This window comes from Halogranum roseipondis (genome assembly GCF_059695585.1).
In genome coordinates, this window is the sequence record NZ_CM185235.1 from 1,234,291 (window position 1) to 1,252,129 (window position 17,839).

Here is a 17,839-nt window from a genome sequence, read left to right on the forward strand (position 1 = left end):
TCGGTAGCCCGAATTCCAGTTCCCGAATGAAAAGCGCTGGGAATCGAAGCCGGTGTGCGATTCGAAACCACACGCCGGTCGAACCCGTCGCATCGAACGGGAGTGAGAGGAGAGAAGAAAAGAGAAGAGAGACGACTCAGAAGTCGGGTTCGGCCTCGGGTTCGACGCCGAGGTCGGCGGCGTCGAGGTCGAACTCCTGTTGGAGCTCTCGGATGCGGTCGCGGATGTCCGCGGCGAGTTCGAACTCCAGGTTGTTCGCGGCCTCCTGCATGCGGTCTTCGAGCAGTTCGACCTTGCGTTCGGCGTCCGCCTCCGTCTCGACGTCGTCGACGGACGTGTCGGCGGTGTCGGTCTTGCTGCCGGGGAGGTTCGTCTCGCCGACCTCTTTCTGGATCGTCTCGGGCGTGTAGCCGTGTTCCTCGTTGAACTCCGTCTGGATGCGGCGACGGCGCTGCGTCTCGTCGATGGCGGCGGCCATCGCGTCGGTCGTCTCGTCGGCGTAGAGGACAACCTCGCCGTTGACGTTCCGCGCCGCCCGCCCCATCGTCTGGACGAGCGTCGTCTCCGACCGGAGGAACCCCTGCTGGTCGGCGTCGAGGATGGCGACGAGCGACACCTCGGGGATGTCCAGCCCCTCCCGGAGCAGGTTGATGCCGACGAGCACGTCGATGTCGCCGAGACGAAGTGACCGAATCAGTTCGTGTCGCTCCAGTGTGTCGGTCTCGTCGTGCATGTAGGCGACGTCGACGCCGGCCTCCTCGAAGTACTCGGTGAGGTCCTCGGCCATCCGCTTCGTCAGCGTGGTGACGAGCACGCGCTCGTCGCGCTCGATCCGCTCGTCGATGCGGGCCATCAGGTCGTCGACCTGGCCGGTCGCCTCCGACACCTCGACCTTCGGATCGACGAGGTGGGTCGGCCGGACGATCTGTTCGACGATCTGCTCGGAGTGTTCTCGTTCGTAGTCGCCGGGGGTCGCCGAGACGTAGAGCGTCCGATCCGTCTTCTCCTGGAACTCCTCGAAGGTGAGGGGACGGTTGTCGTACGCCGTGGGGAGTCGAAAGCCGTTCTCGACGAGCGAGTCCTTCCGCGATTTGTCGCCGGCGAACTGCCCCTTGATCTGCGGGAGCGTGACGTGCGACTCGTCGACGACGGTGAGGAAGTCGTCCGGGAAGTAGTCCAAGAGCGTGTACGGGGGTTCGCCGGACTCGCGGTCCGACATGTGTACCGAGTAGTTCTCGATGCCCGAGCAGTAGCCCGTCTCGCGGAGCATCTCCAGGTCGAACGTGGTGCGTTCTTCGATACGCTGGGCGGCGACGAGGTCGCCCTGTCGCTCGAAGTGGCGCACGCGGTCCTCCATCAGCTCCTCGATCTCGGTGCAGGCGCGGTCGAGCAGCCCCTCCGGGATGGAGTAGTGCTCTGCGGGGTGGACGAGCACCGCGGGCTCCTCGGATTTGACCTCTCCCTGCAGCGTGTCGATCTTCGTCATCCGGTCGATCTCGTCGCCCCAGAACTCGACGCGGACGGCGTAGCGACCGTACATCGGGTACACCTCGACGGTGTCGCCGCGAACTCTGAACGTCCCCTGCTGGAAGTCGACGTCGTTTCGCTCGTAGTTGAGGTCGACGAGCCGTTTCAGCAACTCGTCGCGACCGATCTCCTCGCCGACCTCGAGTTCCATCGCCATGTCGACGTAGTTCGTCGGGTCGCCGAGGCCGTAGATGGCCGAGACGGAGGCGACGACGATGACGTCGTCGCGAGTGAGCAGCGACCGGGTCGCCGAGTGGCGCAGTCGGTCGATCTCCTCGTTGATGGACATGTCCTTGTCGATGTAGGTGTCCGTCTGTTCGACGTACGCCTCCGGCTGGTAGTAGTCGTAGTAGGAGACGAAGTACTCGACTGCGTTGTCCGGAAAGAGGTTCTTGAACTCCTCGTACAGCTGGGCGGCGAGCGTCTTGTTGTGTGCGAGCACCAGCGTCGGCTGCTGGGTCTCCTCGACCAGCCACGAGACGGTGTTGGTCTTGCCGGACCCGGTGACGCCGAGCAGCGTCTGTTTCTCCATCCCGTCGGCGTAGCCCGCGGCCAACTGTTCGATGGCCTCGGGCTGGTCGCCGGCGGGGTCGAACGGCGCGTCCACCCGAAACGGGCGGGCTGCCTCGGGACGGTCCGGAGAGAGCGGCCCGGAATCTGTGTCACTCACGGTTGTTCGGTGTTCGGCCCGGAGCCACTTGACCCGCTCGCTTGGGGCACGTTAGTCGCCGACGAGCGTCGAAAAAGAGCGGACACAGGTTCACCGTTCAGCAGACGATAGCGCCGGAGTTCACTGCTCGAACGGGAGCGTCTCAGGTTCCTCGGCGACCATCCACCAGCGGACTTCGTTCTCGCGCGGGTGACGGCGGTCCACGTGAGTTCGGAGGCTGTCGCCGGTGTCGAAGTCGCGGCCACAGATGTTGCAGCGGTGGTGTATCTTTCGGGGCATCGCACCGCTAGTACGCTCGCCGAGGAGATGGTTCGTGCGGTCGGACGTCTCTCCCAGCGGAGATGGTTCGTACGGTCGGACGTCTCTCCCAGCGGAGATGGTTCGTACGGTCGGACGTCTTACGGTTATCGAACGTCGTTCGCGTTTCGAGATATTCTCGATCTATCGAACGTGTTTCGTCCCGTCGAACACTGTTCGTCCTGTCGGACATTCTCGTTCGATTGAACGGCGCTCGCCTCGTCGGTCATCTCGGCAGCGACGAGAACGTGCGCGGCGTCGTAGCTTCCGGCCAGTGTCGCCACCGACGAACACTTTTCGGGCCGACGGTCGTATCTGCGAGCATGGTACGAGACGAACTCCAAGCGGCGAGCGACGAACTCCGAGAGGCGGCGGAGCTCGTCGACGAAGCGACGCAGAAACGGCTCCACGAACAGTCCGAACAGCTGGCGGCGCTGGCGACGCGCGATGCGGACCCCGACCACGGGCGGCTGGACCGACACATGAACGTGCTCCACGAACTCGCGGGGCAACTCGACGGCGACGCGGAGGAGCACGTCCGGTCTGCCCGCGAGTCGGTCAAGGAGTACCGTAAGACGGTTCCCGGCGTCTGAGTCAGGAAGCAGCCGCGTCCGAACCCCTTCGTTTCCGGTGGAACTCGCCCGCCGAGTCGACCGAGAACCTGCTCCCGCCGAATCGGCGGCGACGGGAAGGCGAGCGCGACCGCGCGTGTCCCGTCAGGCGAACTTCCGGACGGTCATCTCCAGCGTGTCGAGATCGAGGATGGGGGCGTACCCCGCGTCGGGGTCGATGTTGACGCTCTTCTGGAAGTCGGTCTGCGCCTGCCAACAGCCGGAGTTGACGGCCAGCACGTTGTGGTACTTCCCCCACCCGAGTTTGTGGACGTGGCCGGTGTGGAAGACGTCGGGCACGTCGTCGATGACGAGGTAGTCCTTCTCTTCGGGTGCGAGACGCATGTGACCGCCGTACTGTGGGGCGACGTGGCGCTTCTTCAGCAGCTGGTACATCGCCTTGTGCGGTTCGTCGTAGCTCGCCTTCTCCGAGGGGAGTTCGGCGATCACCTCGTCGAGCGAGACGCCGTGGTACATCAGCACGGAGACGTTCTCGACGGTGACGGTCGAAGGGTTGCTCGTGATGCGGGCGTCGTGAGCGGACATGATGTCGCGAAGTTCGTCGTCGAACCCGGGTTGGGGTTCGGCGAGGCGCACCGCGTCGTGGTTGCCCGGGATCATCACGATCTCCACGTCGCCGGGCACCTGTTTGAGGTACTCCGAGAACTGCTCGTACTGCTCGTAGATGTCGATGATGTCCAGTTCCTCGTCCTGGTTCGGATAGATACCGACGCCCTCGACCATGTCGCCGGCGATGAGCAGGTACTCGACGGACTCGGCTTCGGGCGTGTGGAGCCAGTCGGTGAAGCGGTTCCACGCGTCGGCCATGAACTCCTGGCTGCCGACGTGGACGTCCGAGATGAGCGCCGCCTGGACGTGACGGTCGGCCGTCTTCGGGCGGTGGGTTCGGGGGACGTCCGGGAAGTGGATGGTGTCGGCGAAGAGGATCCCCGCGTCGTCCGACAGCGTCCCCTGGACGGCGACACACTCGTCCATCAGCATCTGGTCGACGAGTTCGGCGATGTTCTTGTCCTTCATCACCAGACAGGGGAACGTTCCCGTCGTGTCCTCCAGTTCGACCAGCCAGTGCCCCGAGGCAGTCGACCGGACGTCGTTGACGAGTCCGATGAGTTCGGCGTCGCTCCCGCCGGGCATCTTCTGGATGGCCTCCGCCGGTCGGTGGTTCACCCGTCCGCGCAGCAGTTTCGACAGCCGTTCGTAGCGGTCCTTGAACGTCGTCACGAACTGCTTGTACTCGCCGGTACCGGTGCTCTGGCCGGTCATGTCGTTGGCGATGTCCGCGGGTTCGGGGTTCCGAGTGCGGGTCGACGTCGGTTCGGACCGACCCGACGCGCTCGGCGTCGCCGACGTCGGTTCGGATCGATTCGACGCGTTCGACGTCGCCGACGTACCTGGCGTCGCTGACTGCGACGACGGGGTCGCAGAGGACGTCGACGCCGACTCCGCGCCCCCTGCCGTCGCGGACGTCGACTCCACCTCCTCGGTCGCCGGAGAGACCGCCGCCGTCGACCCCTCTGTTTCGACTGGAGCGGGCGACTCCCGTACTGTGTCCGAGGAGTCGGTTCCAGTCGAACCGGAGGGGTCTCTCTGGTCGTCCGGGTCGGTCGGCCGCGGCGGCGAGGGCGTCACCTCGTCGTCGGGGGTCGACCGCGACGGCGACGTCGTCGGTGCGTCCGCCGAGAGTCTGTCCGTCTCGAGGACGGCACGGACGTGGTCGGCGGTGATCCGGAGTGCGTCGTCGGGGGCGTGCTCGACCGTCCGTTCGAGCGCGAGAGCGGGCTCTGCGGCGTTCGCGAGGAGCGTGACGGCTTCCCGCTCGGCGTTGTACCCGCGACGTGCGAGTTCCGCGACGAGAGCGGACGGCGTCGAAAGCGGCACACACGTTCGAGCGGACGCTGGAGAGAAAAGAGTGCCGGAACCCAGAAGCTTGAAACCCGGTCCTGCCTAACCACGTTCCGATGAGTTCTGGCGACAGCCGCCCGCCCTCCGACGATTCCTCCGGCTCCTCCGGTGCTTCCGGGTCCGCCGATTCCGCCGACTCTCTCGGCTCGTCGGACGCTCCGGGCCCCTCTCACACGCTCGGGTCCGAGACGGAAGAGAGCCTCCTGACACGGTTCCGGACCGCACAGACCGGCCCCCTGATGTACCTCCGCGAGATGCTCACGAGCGTCCTCGCGGTCGTCGCCATCGGGCTGCTCCTCTTCGCCGTCAGCGGCGTGTGGCCGCCGATGGTCGCCGTCGAGAGCGGAAGCATGGAACCGCACATGGAGAAGGGAGACCTCATCTTCATCACCGAACCGGGGCGGTTCGCTCCCGACGCTGCACAGGGAGACACCGGCGTCGTCACGTACGAGGCGGGACAGGAGTCCGACTATCGCAGCTTCGGCTCCTACGGCTCCGTCCTCATCTACGACAACCCCGACTCGTTCGGCCCGCCGATCATCCATCGTGCCCGGTTCTGGGTCGACGAGGGGGAGAACTGGTACGACGAGGCGAATCCGGAGTACATGCGGGCGGACAACTGCGAGGAACTCCGCTACTGTCCTGCGCCGCACGCCGGGTTCATCACGAAGGGTGACAACAACGCCGAGTACGACCAGGCCAACGGCATCGCACCGCCCGTCAGAGAAGAGTGGGTACAGGGCGTCGCACACGTCCGCATCCCGTATCTCGGCTGGGTCCGACTCGGCTTCTCCGGTGCGGCGTTCGCGACGCCCGCCGAGACGGGCGTCGCACAGGTCGAGATCGTCTCGACGGCTGTCTCCCCCGCGGAGTTCGTCGCCGATCCGGCAGTGACGGATACAGCAGTCGAGGGGCCGCACTCGTCGGGGGCGGCTCCGACAGTCGACGATCGACCGGCGAAGCCCTTCGGTTCGACTGGAGTCGCAACTCCGACGGCCGCGTAGGTATCGAGAGGAGTCGCGTCGGAGACGCCGATTCGACCGTTCTCGAGTGGAAATAGGGGGGTTCCGTCCGAGAGCGCGTCAGTTGTCGAACCGTGCCTGGACGAACGGTTGAGCGTCCTCGATGTTGCCGAGTCGGGAGTCCGAGAGGAGGACGGCCTCCGTCTCGTCGATGGGGACCGAGAGGCTGATCTCCTTCGTCCGGCCGTAGCGGCCCTTGCTCACGACGACCGCGTTGACGATGCCGAGCATGTCGAGTTCGCTGATGAGGTCGGTGACCCGCCGCTGGGTGAGGATGTCGGCGTCGATCTCCTCGCAGAGACGCTTGTAGATGTTGAACACCTCGCCTGTGTTGATGTTGTGGACGCCGTTCTTCTCCAGGAGGATGATCGAGAAGAGGACGATCTTGCTCTGAGTGGGGAGCGTCCGGACCACCTCGACGACGCGGTCCAGTTCGATCTTGTCCTGTGCCTGTCGGACGTGTGCCTCCTCGACGGTGTCGGCCTGACTGCGCTCGGCCAGTTCGCCGGCCGTCCGCAGGAGATCGAGCGCGCGACGAGCGTCGCCGTGCTCCTGGGCGGCGAACGCCGCACACAGCGGGATGACGTCGTCGGTGAGCGCCTCGCCCTTGAACGCGATGTCGGCGCGGTGCTGGAGGATGTCCCGGAGTTGGTTCGCGTCGTAGGGCGGGAAGACGATCTCTTCCTCGCCGAGACTCGACTTCACGCGGGGGTCGAGGAAGTCGGTGAACTTCAGGTCGTTCGAGATACCCATGATGGAGATCCGGGAGTTGTCGAGTTCGGAGTTCATCCGCGAGAGGTTGTAGAGCGTGTCGTCGCCCGATTTCTCGACGAGTTTGTCGATCTCGTCGAGCATGATGACGACGACGCGCTCGTTGTAGTCGACCGCCTCGAAGAACGTCGAGTAGACGCGGTCGGTCGGCCACCCCGTCATCGGGACGGTCTCCATCTCCTCGCGGTCCCGCTCGAGGTCGGCGACGCGGTCGTCGACGTCGGCGACGCGCTCGAAGTTCGTATCGGCGAGTCGAGTCGGGTCGTCGGCGGCCGCAGAGCGGAGGTCGCGGAGTGAGTCGAGTCGGTCGTCGATCAGCGCGTGGTTCTTCTCGATGAACTTGTTCGCCAGTTGAGCGAGCACGCGATACTGGGTGTCGGTCACCTCGCAGTTGATGTACTCGACCTCACAGGGGACGTCGTACTTCTGCGAGGTCGACTCGAGTTCCTGACTGACGAACTTCGCGCTCGCGGTCTTCCCGGTCCCGGTCTTCCCGTAGATGAGGATGTTCGACGGCGTCTCACCCCGGAGCGCCGACACCAGAATCGTCGCCATCTGGTTGATCTGGTCGGTTCGGTGGGGGAGTTCGTGCGGCGTGTACGACGGTCGAAGCACCTCCTTGTTCTCGAAGATCGGTTCCCCCGACAGGAGGTCGTCGAAGAGACCGCGACTGTCGTTGTCGGCCTCGTCTAACACGACCTCGTCGAGGTCGACACCGGCCGAGGAGGGCGTGGTGTCGTCGCTCTCGAGGTCGACGTCCAGATCGTCGAGGTCGTCGCTCCCGATGCTCTCGTGGATGTCGATCTCGGCAGGGTCGATCCCCTCCTCGTCGCCACCCGTCGGTCGCTCCTGTTCGTCCGAACCGTTCGTCCTCTCGTTTGTGTGCCCGTCTGTCTCGTTCCCCGTCATAGTACCCCCTCGTTTCGAGTGGAGACACACCCACGTTCGCCGGTGTTAGGCCGTTACAGCCCGAGATAGCGAGTCGTGAAGTCCGACCGACGGTGGGATGCGTCCAGATGATGCAAACGAACCAGACGAACAGAGGGTACAAAAATATTCTCCCTTCCGCCGACGACGCTCGGAGTCGAATCGGCGTCGAACGCCGCGGCTCTCTCCTCTACCGTCGCCCGGTCGTCCGCTCACCCCGTCGCTTCCCGTCGAGTGCGACTTCGGTCGGACGTCGACTCGAAACTTCCAGACGGAGAGTACGAAGAATAGGGTCGGTCGAGAGAGAATAGGCGGTTTATATTTAGTGATACGCATGCGAGCGTGCCGGCGGTGCAGAACTACCGGCGGTGACTGCCGGCGATGCAGGTGTGGACTGTCTGTACGAGCCGTCAGCGACGACAGTCGAGTCGGACGTTTCGGACTGCTCTCCCAGAATTCGGGTCGGTCATCGGTCAGTCTGATCCGGACCGACTCGACGGGAGTGGTTCCGTCGGAACGACCGGAAGGAGAGTCGGGACGAACCGAACCCGTTCCAGTGAGGAGGTCGGGTGGACCCACCCCCCACCCCTTCGTTTCGGGTGGAGACGGCCGAAGGGGTACCCCCGGTGACGGAGTTCCACGTTAGCTGCACTATAATCAACTATGTCAGACCCCTCAAATATATGGTCTTCTAGTACTACGGGTGCTGTTTGTTGCCACTGCAAATAAAACTGGCGTGTTCTAGAGGTCGTCGTGGTCAGGTCCCCCCCCACCCCTCTCGTGAGCGGTTCCACCCGAAACGAAGGGGTGGGGGGTGGGAGAGTGAAGCGAGACGTGAGTCACCGTGGTCGTCTCCCGACGCGTCGTCGACTCCGGTCGAGTACGTTCCGGGAGTCGGTAGAGACCGTTCGATCATCGGCGGTCGGACGGAGCCCGAACCGTCGACCACGAGACAGTACATCACGGAGATGCGTCGAGTCGAAACGGAGGGGTTCGACGTCTGCCGGTTCGTCCGTTCCGTCGTGTTCGTTACAACTATCTGATGGCTGAACGTTGTCTGACGCAGTACTTAAGTAAGCGCGGTGACGCTATACCGGCATACGCCCTTCCCCGGACGGTCGTTCGGGAGGAGCGGGAGGCAATGGATGGGACTGCTAACAGAACTCAGAGACAGTATCTCACGGGTTACAGACCGGCTGTTCTCGGCCAGCGAACCGAAGCGGATCGGTATCTACGGGCCGCCGAACGCCGGAAAGACGACCCTCGCAAATCGTATCGCGCGCGACTGGACCGGTGACGCCGTCGGCCCGGAGAGTCACATTCCACACGAAACACGCCGTGCTCGACGGAAGGAGAACGTCACCATCGAGCGCAACGGGCGGACGGTGACCATCGACGTGGTCGACACGCCGGGTGTGACGACCAAGGTCGACTACAACGAGTTCCTCGAACACGACATGGAGAAGGACGACGCCATCCGGCGCTCTCGCGAGGCCACGGAAGGCGTCGCCGAGGCGATGCACTGGCTGCGCGAGGACGTCGACGGGGTCATCTACGTTCTCGACTCGTCGACGGATCCGTTCACCCAGGTCAACACCATGCTCATCGGTATCATCGAGAGTCAGGAACTCCCCGTGTTGATTCTCGCGAACAAGGTCGACCTCGAAGACTCGAACATCCAGCGCATCTCCAACGCCTTCCCGCAGCACGAGACGATCCCGCTCTCGGCGCTCGAAGGTGACAACATGGACGAGGTCTACGACAAGATCGCGGAGTACTTCGGGTGACCGAGATGCCTGAAGCGACCAACACCGACGGTGTCCAGATCGACCTCATCAGCGGCGAGCGGATGGACGGACTCCGCAGCATGGAGAAGATCCGACTCATCCTCGACACCGTCCGCGACGGAAACATCGTCATCCTCGAGGAGGGGCTCTCACCCGACGAGGAGTCGAAGCTCATCGAGGTGACGATGAACGAGATCAGCCCCGACGAGTTCAACGGCATCGAGATCGAGACCTACCCCAAGTCCCAGACCGGCGACAAGAGCTTCCTCGGTCGGCTGATGGGCAAAGAAGAGACGAAGAAGCTGACCGTCATCGGCCCGGCCAACCAGATCGAGACGCTCCACAAAGACGAGAACCTCATCAGCGCGCTCGTCTCCCGGAGATAGCGAATGCCGCACCAGTGTACGAACTGCGGGAAGACGTTCGCCGACGGGTCGAAGGAGATGCTCTCCGGCTGTCCCAACTGCGGCGGCAACAAGTTCCAGTTCCGGCCGTCGGGAGCGACGGACGCCGGGAGTGGCGGCACCGAACCGGACTCGACGCCCGACGAACAGTCGGCCGGTAGCGACCGTCCGAACACTGACGGATCGGATCGGAGCGGCGTCACCGGAACGGCAGCGAAGGCCGGTGCGTCGGTCCGCGAGTGGGTCGGAAACCGGACTACCGACGAGACCGACGAGACCGACGAACCTGACGAGACCGACAGAGCCGACGAAACTGACGACGCTCCCGAATCGACGACCGCGAGCACCGACGTCACTATCGAACCGACCGACGAGGGTGAGTCGGACGGGACCGAAGCCACCGACGAACGCCGCGACGCTTCGGCTTCGAAGTCGACGGCTTCGGAGTCTCCCGCTCCCGACCGAGCGGTCGACAGCGCGGAGGACCGAGCGCAGGCGAGCGCTCGAAGCGACGTCGTCACGCCGGAGGAGCTGTCGGCTGCGGAGAACCGGCCAGTAGGCGAACAGCCTGCCGACGCCGACGGCACCGTCATCGAACCGGAGTCGGAGGACCGCCCGGATCTCTCGGACCTCCGTGACGAGCTGAACGACCAGTTCGAGAGCATCAAGATCCTCCAGCCGGGACAGTACGAACTCAACCTGATGGAACTGTACGACCGCGAGGAGTACATCATCTCGCTCCGCGAAGACGGTCGATACGTCATCGAGGTCCCCGACACGTGGCGCGGTTCCGAGGACGAAGACTGAACGGCGACTCGTCGGCCGACGCTCCCGCGTCGTCGCCGTCGTCTCTGACCGTCCAGCGCAGCGGCGTCTCCCATCCGAACCCCTCTCTTTCGGCTGGAGAATCGAGACAGTCTGTATTTCCGAATTGTTTACGACGCCGACCGTCGTTCACTCTCACCGTTGCCGTCGACCTGGGTCGCCGTCGGCGACTCGTCGCATCGTCTCTGCCGTGAGCGGGGCCAGCAGTCGGTCGTTCCACGGGAAACGACGCGCTCGCTCCCGCCGGCACGGATTGAAGGCTTTAAGCGGGATGGGATACACCGTGTCACCATGAGCCAAGCGACGAAGATCGTCCTCGGAACCGTCGGTGTGTCTGGTGTACTCGCTCTCGTCATCCTCCTCGGAATCGCGTTCGCCTGAGCGAATGTTCACCGAGCGGTCACTCCCCGACGACGTGGCTGCGGTTCGAGCGGCACACGCACCGGACTGTCTCGTCTTGAACGCCAGCGCGGACTTCGAGACCATCCCGCCGGCGGCGGCAGAGGATCTCGGACTGCTCGTCGAGTCGCTGGACCCGGCGACGTACCCCAGCGAGTGGCTGCCGGACGACGCTCCGGCACTCCTCGTCCGCTACGCGGGCAGTGACTTCACGATCGGGATGCCGGGCGACGGCACTGTCGTCTGGACGCGTCAGACCGTCCCGCCGACGGTCGTCGCAAAGAAACGTGCCGAGGGGACGCCCGAGGAGTTCCTCGATTTCCTCTTCGCGGAGGCGTTCGTCCAGATCGGCCTTGACGTCCCGGAACAGTTCCTCCCGTTCTTCGGCGAGCACTACCGCGATCTCGACCGGGCGGTTCCGCTCGGCCCGAGCGACGTCTACCAGGTCGCCGCCGCGCTCTACGAGGCGTGGGTCGGCCTCCAGACGCGCGAGGTGTTCCGCGAGTGGGCCGACGACTCCCCACGACTCCACGAGGCGTGGGTCGACGCGGGCGAGCGACTCGAGGGTCGTCTCGCCGACCTGCCGACCGCCGTCGCGCAGGGAGGGACGTCGTTCCCGGAGGCGACAGAGTTCGCCTGCTCGGCGATCAAACACGACCTCGAACTCCCCGCGCCGTTTGCGGCGCTGGACACGTCGGCGTACGTCGAGTACGGCCCGGACTACGCGGTCCAGTGGGCGGAGAAGACGTTCGCGCAGTTGGTCGACGACTGACGTGAGCGTGTGAGGCGCCGTGAAGAATTGGTGCGGTGAAGAAGCGACGTGACGAAACGGCGACGCGCCGAAACGGCGACGCGCCGAAACGAAGGTCGTCAGTGCGACGACCGACTACTCCTCGTAGCTGACGCCGCCGTCCTGATCGAGCGTGATCACGCCGTCGAACAGCTCGCGGAAGCGGTCGACCGTCTCCGCGTCGTGGACTTCGTTCGACAGGTGGAACAGTCCGACTGCGTCGTTCTCCTCCAGCAGTTCGATGAGTTGTCTCGTCGCATCGTACGCGCGGTCGACGTCGGCGTAGTAGGCCATCTCGGTGACCGAGTCGACGCTGACACGGCGTTTCCCCTCGTGGCTCTGTAGGAAGTCACGGGTCTGGGAGACGATCCCGTCGAAGTCGTCGGGCGAGGAGACGTAGTGGACGTTCGGCGACCCCCGCCGCGAGTAGCCGCGTTCGACCGAGAGCGTGTCGAGGATGACCGCCCGAGACTCGTCGACGTCGTAGTACTCCAGTTTCTGTTCGACCTCGCGTGCCGTCGTCCGCGTCGAGACGACGAAGAAGGCGTCGGTGTCGGTCTTGAAGAAGTCGGTGTCGATGCGGTCTGTCTCGCCGATGCTCGGATGCAAGAGGAGGAGACTGGTCCCGCCGGGGATGGTCTCCGGAGCGTTCTCGATGGCGAGGCTGTATTCCATATCCGAACCATCACCCGAATCGACTTAACGATGCGGGCTGACGGCTCGGGCCGGACTCTCGTCCCGCTCGTCGCCACCAAGAACACTACTGTTAAACGAACTCCGAGTGCGCCCCGACGGTCAGAACACGCTGTCCGCCGTGGCGGCGCCGATGACGCTGAAGACCGACCCGATGCTCATCGCCTTCAGCGTGACGAACACCTGTATCTGTAACGAGATCTCCGCCGGCTCCATGTGGTTCGGGATCAGCGTCGCCGGCGCGTCGAACGACAGCGCGAGGATGAGCACAGAGAGGTAGGAGACGAGGATGAGCGAGATGAACCGAACCGGAATTCCGGCGACTTCGGCCTCGCGGTCGGGGTCGCGCTCGTCGTCGGCCTTGTAGAGCGTCCCGTACCCGATTCCGAAGACGATCGCGACCGTCAGGACGGCCTGATACCACTCCATCCCGACGGCGAGCGCCCAGACCTCGTCGGTGACGACGAACGGACCCGCGAGTAAGAACCCCCCGACGATCTGTTGGGCGGTGTCTGCGAGTTGGAACCGACGCTGTCTCCCGACGCGAACCATAGCTGCAGTGTGAGGGCAGTCGCTAAAAACCGTTCGGCAGCGAGACGTTCGCCGACGCGAGTTGTCGCGCCCGCTCGCTCCGAACTCGTTTTACCGGACGCGACCGACGCTCCGGTATGAGCGTCCGCGACGAGTTCGACTCCTGGGCGGCCGAGGGCCGCGACAGGGGGATGGAGGATCGCCACTGGCACACCGCGAAGCACGCACTGGCCCGGATGCCGGTCGAGGAGGGTGACGTCGTCCTCGATCTCGGGACGGGGAGCGGCTACGCGCTGCGCGCGCTCCACGACACGAAGGGTGCGGGTCGCGGCTACGGGCTCGACGGGTCGCCCGAGATGGTGCGCAACGCCCGGAGCTACACCGACACCGACGACGTCGGCTTCCTCGTCGGCGACTTCGACGAACTCCCCTTCGCCGACGACAGCGTCGACCACGTCTGGTCGATGGAGGCGTTCTACTACGCCGCAGACCCCGACCACACCCTCGCGGAGATCGCACGCGTCCTCCGTCCCGGCGGGACGTTCTTCTGTGCGGTCAACTACTACGAGGAGAACGCCCACTCCCACGAGTGGCAGGAGAACATCGAAGTCGAGATGACCCGCTGGTCGGCCGAAGAGTACCGAACGGCGTTCCGGGCGGCCGGGTTCCACGTCGCCGAACAGGACAACGTCCCCGACCTCGACGTCGACATCCCGCCCGCCTCGGAGTTTCCGACCGACGACTGGGAGAGCCGCGAAGACATGGTCGAACGCTACCGGACTTACGGCACGCTCCTGACGGTCGGCGTCGTGCCGTAGGACGCCCGACGGTAGTAGTCCTCGGCAGCTCACCGAGCGCGAAGCACGGTCACTACGACTGCGACTGACGCGACGCCGACGCCGACTGCGGTCAGCGCGGGAGTGGAACTCTCGAACCCGCCCCACCCCTGTGCGTAGCCGACGAGGCCGACGACGGCGGCGGCGACGGCGACACCGGTCGCGAGCGACTGTCGTATGGAGGGCATTGGCTCCGTTCTTCGGCGCGAGGCGTATAAGAACACTGCCCGCTTTCACGACCGTCGCTCCGGACCAGTCTCGGAGGACGAAAGCGGGTCCCCCGGTCACCCGAGCAACAGCCGGAGCGCCGGCGTCTGCTGGACGAACTCCGTCTCCTCGATGACGGCGTCGAGACCGAACAGCCGTCCAGCCCCGAACGCCCCGAGTCCGAACAGCAGCAGCGCGTACACGAGATGGTCGTCGATGACGAGACCGTTCTCCAGCGGCAGGCTGGCCGCCCAGTAGAACAGCATCATCACTGCCCCCCAGAACGCCGCCCAGCGGACGAACGCCCCGAGCAGCAGCGCGAGGCCGACCAGCGTCAGTCCCCACGCGTTCAGCGGGTCGACGACGCCGACGTACTCGTTGGCGAGCATCGGCCAGAACCCCGCGAAGGGGTTCCCCGCCGGGATCGCGTTCAACAGAAACCCGCTCGCGCTCCACTCGGGGTCGAGCACCTTCGTGATGCCGGCGTAGAAGAACGTCCACCCCATCACGACCCGGAGGCCGAGCAGCGCGTACCCGAACCACCGCTCCGAGTACTCGAACTCGACGTCCCGCCCGAACAGCTCGGTGTCCAACTGCCGTGTCGTCATCTGTGTTTCCTCCAGTCGAACGTTCGGCCTCCCGCCACTTCCAAGCGCACAGCGGTTGTCGACCGTCGGGAACCGGCCGAGGATTTATCCGATGCGACGGGCGTCGTCGGCGTCGAACCCGAGTTCGACGCTCCCCGACAGCGCCTCGGGCGTGCGGAGCGTCACCGCCTTCCCCTCCCAGTCGAGGTGGACGCGGGTCGTCTCCCCGAGGAACTCCGTGCTCTCGACGGCCGCGGTGAATCGGTTGTCGCCGTCCGCGACGGACAGACGCTCGGGCCGGACGCAGAACGTCACTGCGTCGCCGACGGCGATCGTCTCCGCTCTCTCGTCCGCCAGTCGGAACTCGGTCCCGCCGACGTCGACGGTCAACCCCCCTGTTTCGTCTGGAGAAACTGATAACTCGGTCACTGTTCCTTCGAACAGGTTGTTGTCGCCGACGAACTCGGCGACGAAGCGCGTCTCCGGTCGGTGGTAGACGTCGCGCGGCGTACCGACCTGCTCGACCCGTCCGTCGCGCATGACGGCGACGCGGTCGGAGACGGCGAGCGCCTCCTCCTGGTCGTGGGTGACGTAGAGCGTCGTGACCCCCAGTTCCGACTGGATTTCCTTGATCTGCATCCGGAGTCGTTCGCGCAACTGCGCGTCGAGCGCGCTCATCGGTTCGTCGAGCAGGAGGAGTCGCGGACCGGGGGCGAGCGCGCGAGCCAGCGCCACTCGCTGCTGCTGGCCGCCCGACAGCTGGCTCGGCTCCCTGTCGCCCATCCCGCCGAGGTCGACGAGGTCGAGCAGGTCTTCGACGCGGTCGCGCTTCGACTCGCCGTCCGGCGGGTCGGCGAACCGGAGGCCGTAGCCGACGTTCTCGGCGACGCTCATGTGCGGGAACAGCGCGTAGTTCTGGAACACGACGCCGACCCCCCTCGCTTCGGGTGGAACTCCCGACACGTCCTCGTCGTCGAAGCGGATCCGTCCCTCCGTCGGCGACTCGAACCCCGCCACCAGTCGGAGCGTGGTCGTCTTCCCACAGCCGGAGGGGCCGACGAGCGTGAAGAACTCGCCGTCTTCGACGTCGACGTCGACGTCGGCCAGCGCCGTCGTCTCGCCGTACCGTTTCGACACCGAGTCGAGATGGATCTCAGACACCGCCGCCACCCCATCTCCCAGTTCCGCGGCGGCTCCTGCTCGCCTCGCCCGAGGCTCGGCGTCGAGTCACGGGCCGCTCCACCTCCTCAGTTCCGCGGCGGCTCCTGTCCGCTCGACATGGCGTCTCGCAGCGAGTCACGGGTCGCTCCACCTCCCACCGTACCGTTCGATGACGACGAAACTCAGACTCGTCACGACGAGCAGCACGCACCCCATCGCCGTCGCTGGGCCGAGACGGCGACCGAGGAAGCGTTCGACGGCGACGGGCATCGTGTAACTGCCCGACCCGGAGGCCAAGATAACTGTCGCATCGAACTCGCCGATGCTGATGGCGAAGGCGAACGCAGCCCCGGCGACGACGCCCGTCCACACCAGCGGCAGTTCGACGTCCAGCAGTGCTCGAAACCGACTCGCGCCGAGGCTCCTGGCCGACTCGACCAGCCGTGAGTCCAACCCGCCGAGCAGCGGCGCGACGTTCCGCGTGACGAACGGGTAGGCGGCGACGGCGTGGGCGGCGACGACGGCGACGCCCCCGACCACCTGTATCCGCGTGTCGCCGATTCGGACGCCGAAGACCAGCCCGCGCAACATCCCGAGCCCGACGACGATGCCGCTCACCGCCAGCGGAGCCATCGCCAGCGCGTCGACGACCTTCCGCCCGCGGAACTGCCGCGTCGTCAACGCGGCCACCACGACCCCCATCGGCAGGGCGACGACGAGCGTCCCGAGCGCGTAGAGAAGGGAGTTCTCGATGGCTGGCAGCGGCTTCACCTGGTAGCTCGCGCCCGTCGCCTGCCGCTGCAGGAGGAACTCGTAGTGCCGGAGCGTGAGCTCTCCCGAGGGGCCGGTCACGCTCGCGAGCACCATGCTCGCGATCGGGCCGACGAAGACGACGGCGACGACGACGGCGTAGCCGAACACGCCGAGACGGGTCAGGACGGCTCCGAGCGACGGCGCATCGGGAAGCAGCGACCGTCGCGGCTGTGGATGCGCCCCCTGCCCGGCCGTCCGTCGGCTCCCCTCGTATCGCAGGTAGGCGTACGTCAGCCCCAGCGAGATCGCCGTCTCGACGACGGCGAGCGCGGCGGCCTCGGCGTACTCCAACTCGCCGACGAGTTTGTACACCCACACCTCGACCGTCGCCAACTGGAACCCGCCGAGCGCGAGGACGATGGGGAAGGAGGCGAAGGTGAAGACGAAGGTGAGCGTCGCGCCGACGAGCACTGCGGGTAACAGCTGTGGGACGACGACGTCCCAAAACGCCCGGTAGGGACCCGCGCCGAGGCTCCGGGCCGTCTCGACGGTACGGGCGTCGACGCTCTCCCACGCGGCGGTGGTGATGCGCGTCACGAGCGGCGCGTTGTAGAACGCGTGGGCGACGACGATCGCTTCGAGCGTGTAGAGCAGGTTCACGGAGCCGAGACCGACGAGCGAGAGCGTCCGGTTGAGCGTCCCGTTCTGCCCGAACATGGCGACGAAGCCGATGGCGACCATGATGGAGGGGAGCACGAACGGGAGGATGGTCAACGAGCGCAGCGTCCGGCGACCGCGGAACTCGAAGCGGGCGAGGATCCACGCGCCGGGGAGGCCGAGCGCGACGCTGGCGACCGTCGACAGGGCGGCCTGCATCGCGGTGAACCAGAAGATGTCGACGAGGTAGAACCGGTCGGTGAGCACGCCGGAGAGCGGCTCCGTCGATAGCGACCCGTCGACGGTGACCGCCTCGACGAACACCGTCGCGACCGGGTAGTAGAAGAGCACCGCGAGGACGAGCGCCGTCGCTCCCGCGACGAGCGCGAGCGTCCGCCGTTCGAGCGCGTCCCGGAGCCGAGTTCTCAGGCTCGACGGCCGGTCGCTGGACCCGCCCACAC

Annotated in this window: 18 protein-coding genes; 8 read left to right on the forward strand and 10 right to left on the reverse strand. The window is 65.6% G+C overall.

Features of this window, described 5'->3' with window-relative positions; translation table 11 throughout:
• Positions 1-136: 136 nt before the first annotated feature.
• Together uvrB and EOHIBHHM_RS06660 are read right to left on the reverse strand one after the other, a co-directional pair.
• Complete coding sequence (uvrB, locus tag EOHIBHHM_RS06655) at positions 137-2,197, reverse strand: excinuclease ABC subunit UvrB (protein WP_497255803.1); 2,061 nt, start codon at positions 2,195-2,197, stop codon at positions 137-139.
• Between the two features lie 120 nt (positions 2,198-2,317).
• Positions 2,318-2,476, reverse strand: coding sequence for a C2H2-type zinc finger protein (locus tag EOHIBHHM_RS06660; RefSeq protein WP_497255805.1), 159 nt, complete (start codon positions 2,474-2,476; stop codon positions 2,318-2,320).
• Between the two features lie 341 nt (positions 2,477-2,817).
• Here EOHIBHHM_RS06660 and EOHIBHHM_RS06665 point away from each other — a divergent pair, with 341 nt between their 5' ends.
• Positions 2,818-3,087, forward strand: a complete 270-nt coding sequence (locus EOHIBHHM_RS06665; protein WP_497255807.1) for a DUF7553 family protein — start codon at positions 2,818-2,820, stop codon at positions 3,085-3,087.
• Positions 3,088-3,210: 123 nt separating this feature from the next.
• On the opposite strand, the gene EOHIBHHM_RS06670 is transcribed toward EOHIBHHM_RS06665, so the two are convergent.
• A complete protein-coding gene (locus EOHIBHHM_RS06670; RefSeq protein WP_497255809.1) occupies positions 3,211-5,004 on the reverse strand; it encodes a DNA-directed DNA polymerase II small subunit in 1,794 nt (597 codons plus the stop codon).
• A gap of 263 nt (positions 5,005-5,267) precedes the next feature.
• On the opposite strand from EOHIBHHM_RS06670, the gene EOHIBHHM_RS06675 reads away from it, so the two are divergent.
• The gene (locus EOHIBHHM_RS06675; protein WP_497256939.1) at positions 5,268-6,032 is read left to right on the forward strand and encodes a S26 family signal peptidase; all 765 of its coding nucleotides are present in this window, start codon (positions 5,268-5,270) and stop codon (positions 6,030-6,032) included.
• Between the two features lie 78 nt (positions 6,033-6,110).
• Here EOHIBHHM_RS06675 and EOHIBHHM_RS06680 read toward each other — a convergent pair whose 3' ends face one another.
• Positions 6,111-7,730 (reverse strand): Cdc6/Cdc18 family protein, encoded by a 1,620-nt coding sequence (locus EOHIBHHM_RS06680; protein WP_497255811.1) that lies wholly within the window; start codon positions 7,728-7,730, stop codon positions 6,111-6,113.
• 1,163 nt (positions 7,731-8,893) lie between these two features.
• On the opposite strand from EOHIBHHM_RS06680, the gene EOHIBHHM_RS06685 reads away from it, so the two are divergent.
• The 5 genes from EOHIBHHM_RS06685 to EOHIBHHM_RS06705 all read left to right on the forward strand — a co-directional run bounded on the left by EOHIBHHM_RS06685 (position 8,894) and on the right by EOHIBHHM_RS06705 (position 11,935).
• Positions 8,894-9,535, forward strand: coding sequence for an Era-like GTP-binding protein (locus EOHIBHHM_RS06685; RefSeq protein WP_497255813.1), 642 nt, complete (start codon positions 8,894-8,896; stop codon positions 9,533-9,535).
• 5 nt (positions 9,536-9,540) lie between these two features.
• Positions 9,541-9,921, forward strand: a complete 381-nt coding sequence (locus EOHIBHHM_RS06690; protein WP_089823056.1) for a DUF2073 domain-containing protein — start codon at positions 9,541-9,543, stop codon at positions 9,919-9,921.
• Positions 9,922-9,924: 3 nt separating this feature from the next.
• On the forward strand, positions 9,925-10,746 hold the full coding sequence (locus tag EOHIBHHM_RS06695; RefSeq protein ID WP_497255815.1) for an OapC/ArvC family zinc-ribbon domain-containing protein: 822 nt from the start codon (positions 9,925-9,927) through the stop codon (positions 10,744-10,746).
• 309 nt (positions 10,747-11,055) lie between these two features.
• The gene (locus EOHIBHHM_RS06700; RefSeq protein ID WP_497255817.1) at positions 11,056-11,145 is read left to right on the forward strand and encodes a hypothetical protein; all 90 of its coding nucleotides are present in this window, start codon (positions 11,056-11,058) and stop codon (positions 11,143-11,145) included.
• Positions 11,146-11,149: 4 nt separating this feature from the next.
• Positions 11,150-11,935, forward strand: a complete 786-nt coding sequence (locus tag EOHIBHHM_RS06705; RefSeq protein WP_497255819.1) for a DUF7089 family protein — start codon at positions 11,150-11,152, stop codon at positions 11,933-11,935.
• Between the two features lie 114 nt (positions 11,936-12,049).
• Here EOHIBHHM_RS06705 and EOHIBHHM_RS06710 read toward each other — a convergent pair whose 3' ends face one another.
• Positions 12,050-12,628 (reverse strand): DUF7090 family protein, encoded by a 579-nt coding sequence (locus tag EOHIBHHM_RS06710; protein ID WP_497255821.1) that lies wholly within the window; start codon positions 12,626-12,628, stop codon positions 12,050-12,052.
• A 120-nt stretch (positions 12,629-12,748) separates the two neighbouring features.
• Positions 12,749-13,198 (reverse strand): DUF2391 family protein, encoded by a 450-nt coding sequence (locus tag EOHIBHHM_RS06715; RefSeq protein WP_497255823.1) that lies wholly within the window; start codon positions 13,196-13,198, stop codon positions 12,749-12,751.
• A 116-nt stretch (positions 13,199-13,314) separates the two neighbouring features.
• Here EOHIBHHM_RS06715 and EOHIBHHM_RS06720 point away from each other — a divergent pair, with 116 nt between their 5' ends.
• Complete coding sequence (locus EOHIBHHM_RS06720) at positions 13,315-13,995, forward strand: class I SAM-dependent methyltransferase (RefSeq protein ID WP_497255825.1); 681 nt, start codon at positions 13,315-13,317, stop codon at positions 13,993-13,995.
• Between the two features lie 29 nt (positions 13,996-14,024).
• On the opposite strand, the gene EOHIBHHM_RS06725 is transcribed toward EOHIBHHM_RS06720, so the two are convergent.
• From EOHIBHHM_RS06725 to EOHIBHHM_RS06740, 4 genes are all read right to left on the reverse strand, one after another.
• A complete protein-coding gene (locus tag EOHIBHHM_RS06725) occupies positions 14,025-14,201 on the reverse strand; it encodes a hypothetical protein (RefSeq protein ID WP_497255827.1) in 177 nt (58 codons plus the stop codon).
• A 96-nt stretch (positions 14,202-14,297) separates the two neighbouring features.
• Positions 14,298-14,828, reverse strand: a complete 531-nt coding sequence (locus EOHIBHHM_RS06730; protein WP_497255829.1) for a DoxX family membrane protein — start codon at positions 14,826-14,828, stop codon at positions 14,298-14,300.
• Between the two features lie 84 nt (positions 14,829-14,912).
• Entirely contained in the window at positions 14,913-15,977 is a 1,065-nt protein-coding gene (locus EOHIBHHM_RS06735; protein WP_497255831.1) for an ABC transporter ATP-binding protein, read from the reverse strand.
• A 126-nt stretch (positions 15,978-16,103) separates the two neighbouring features.
• The gene (locus EOHIBHHM_RS06740) at positions 16,104-17,837 is read right to left on the reverse strand and encodes an ABC transporter permease (RefSeq protein WP_497255833.1); all 1,734 of its coding nucleotides are present in this window, start codon (positions 17,835-17,837) and stop codon (positions 16,104-16,106) included.
• Positions 17,838-17,839 lie beyond the last annotated feature (2 nt).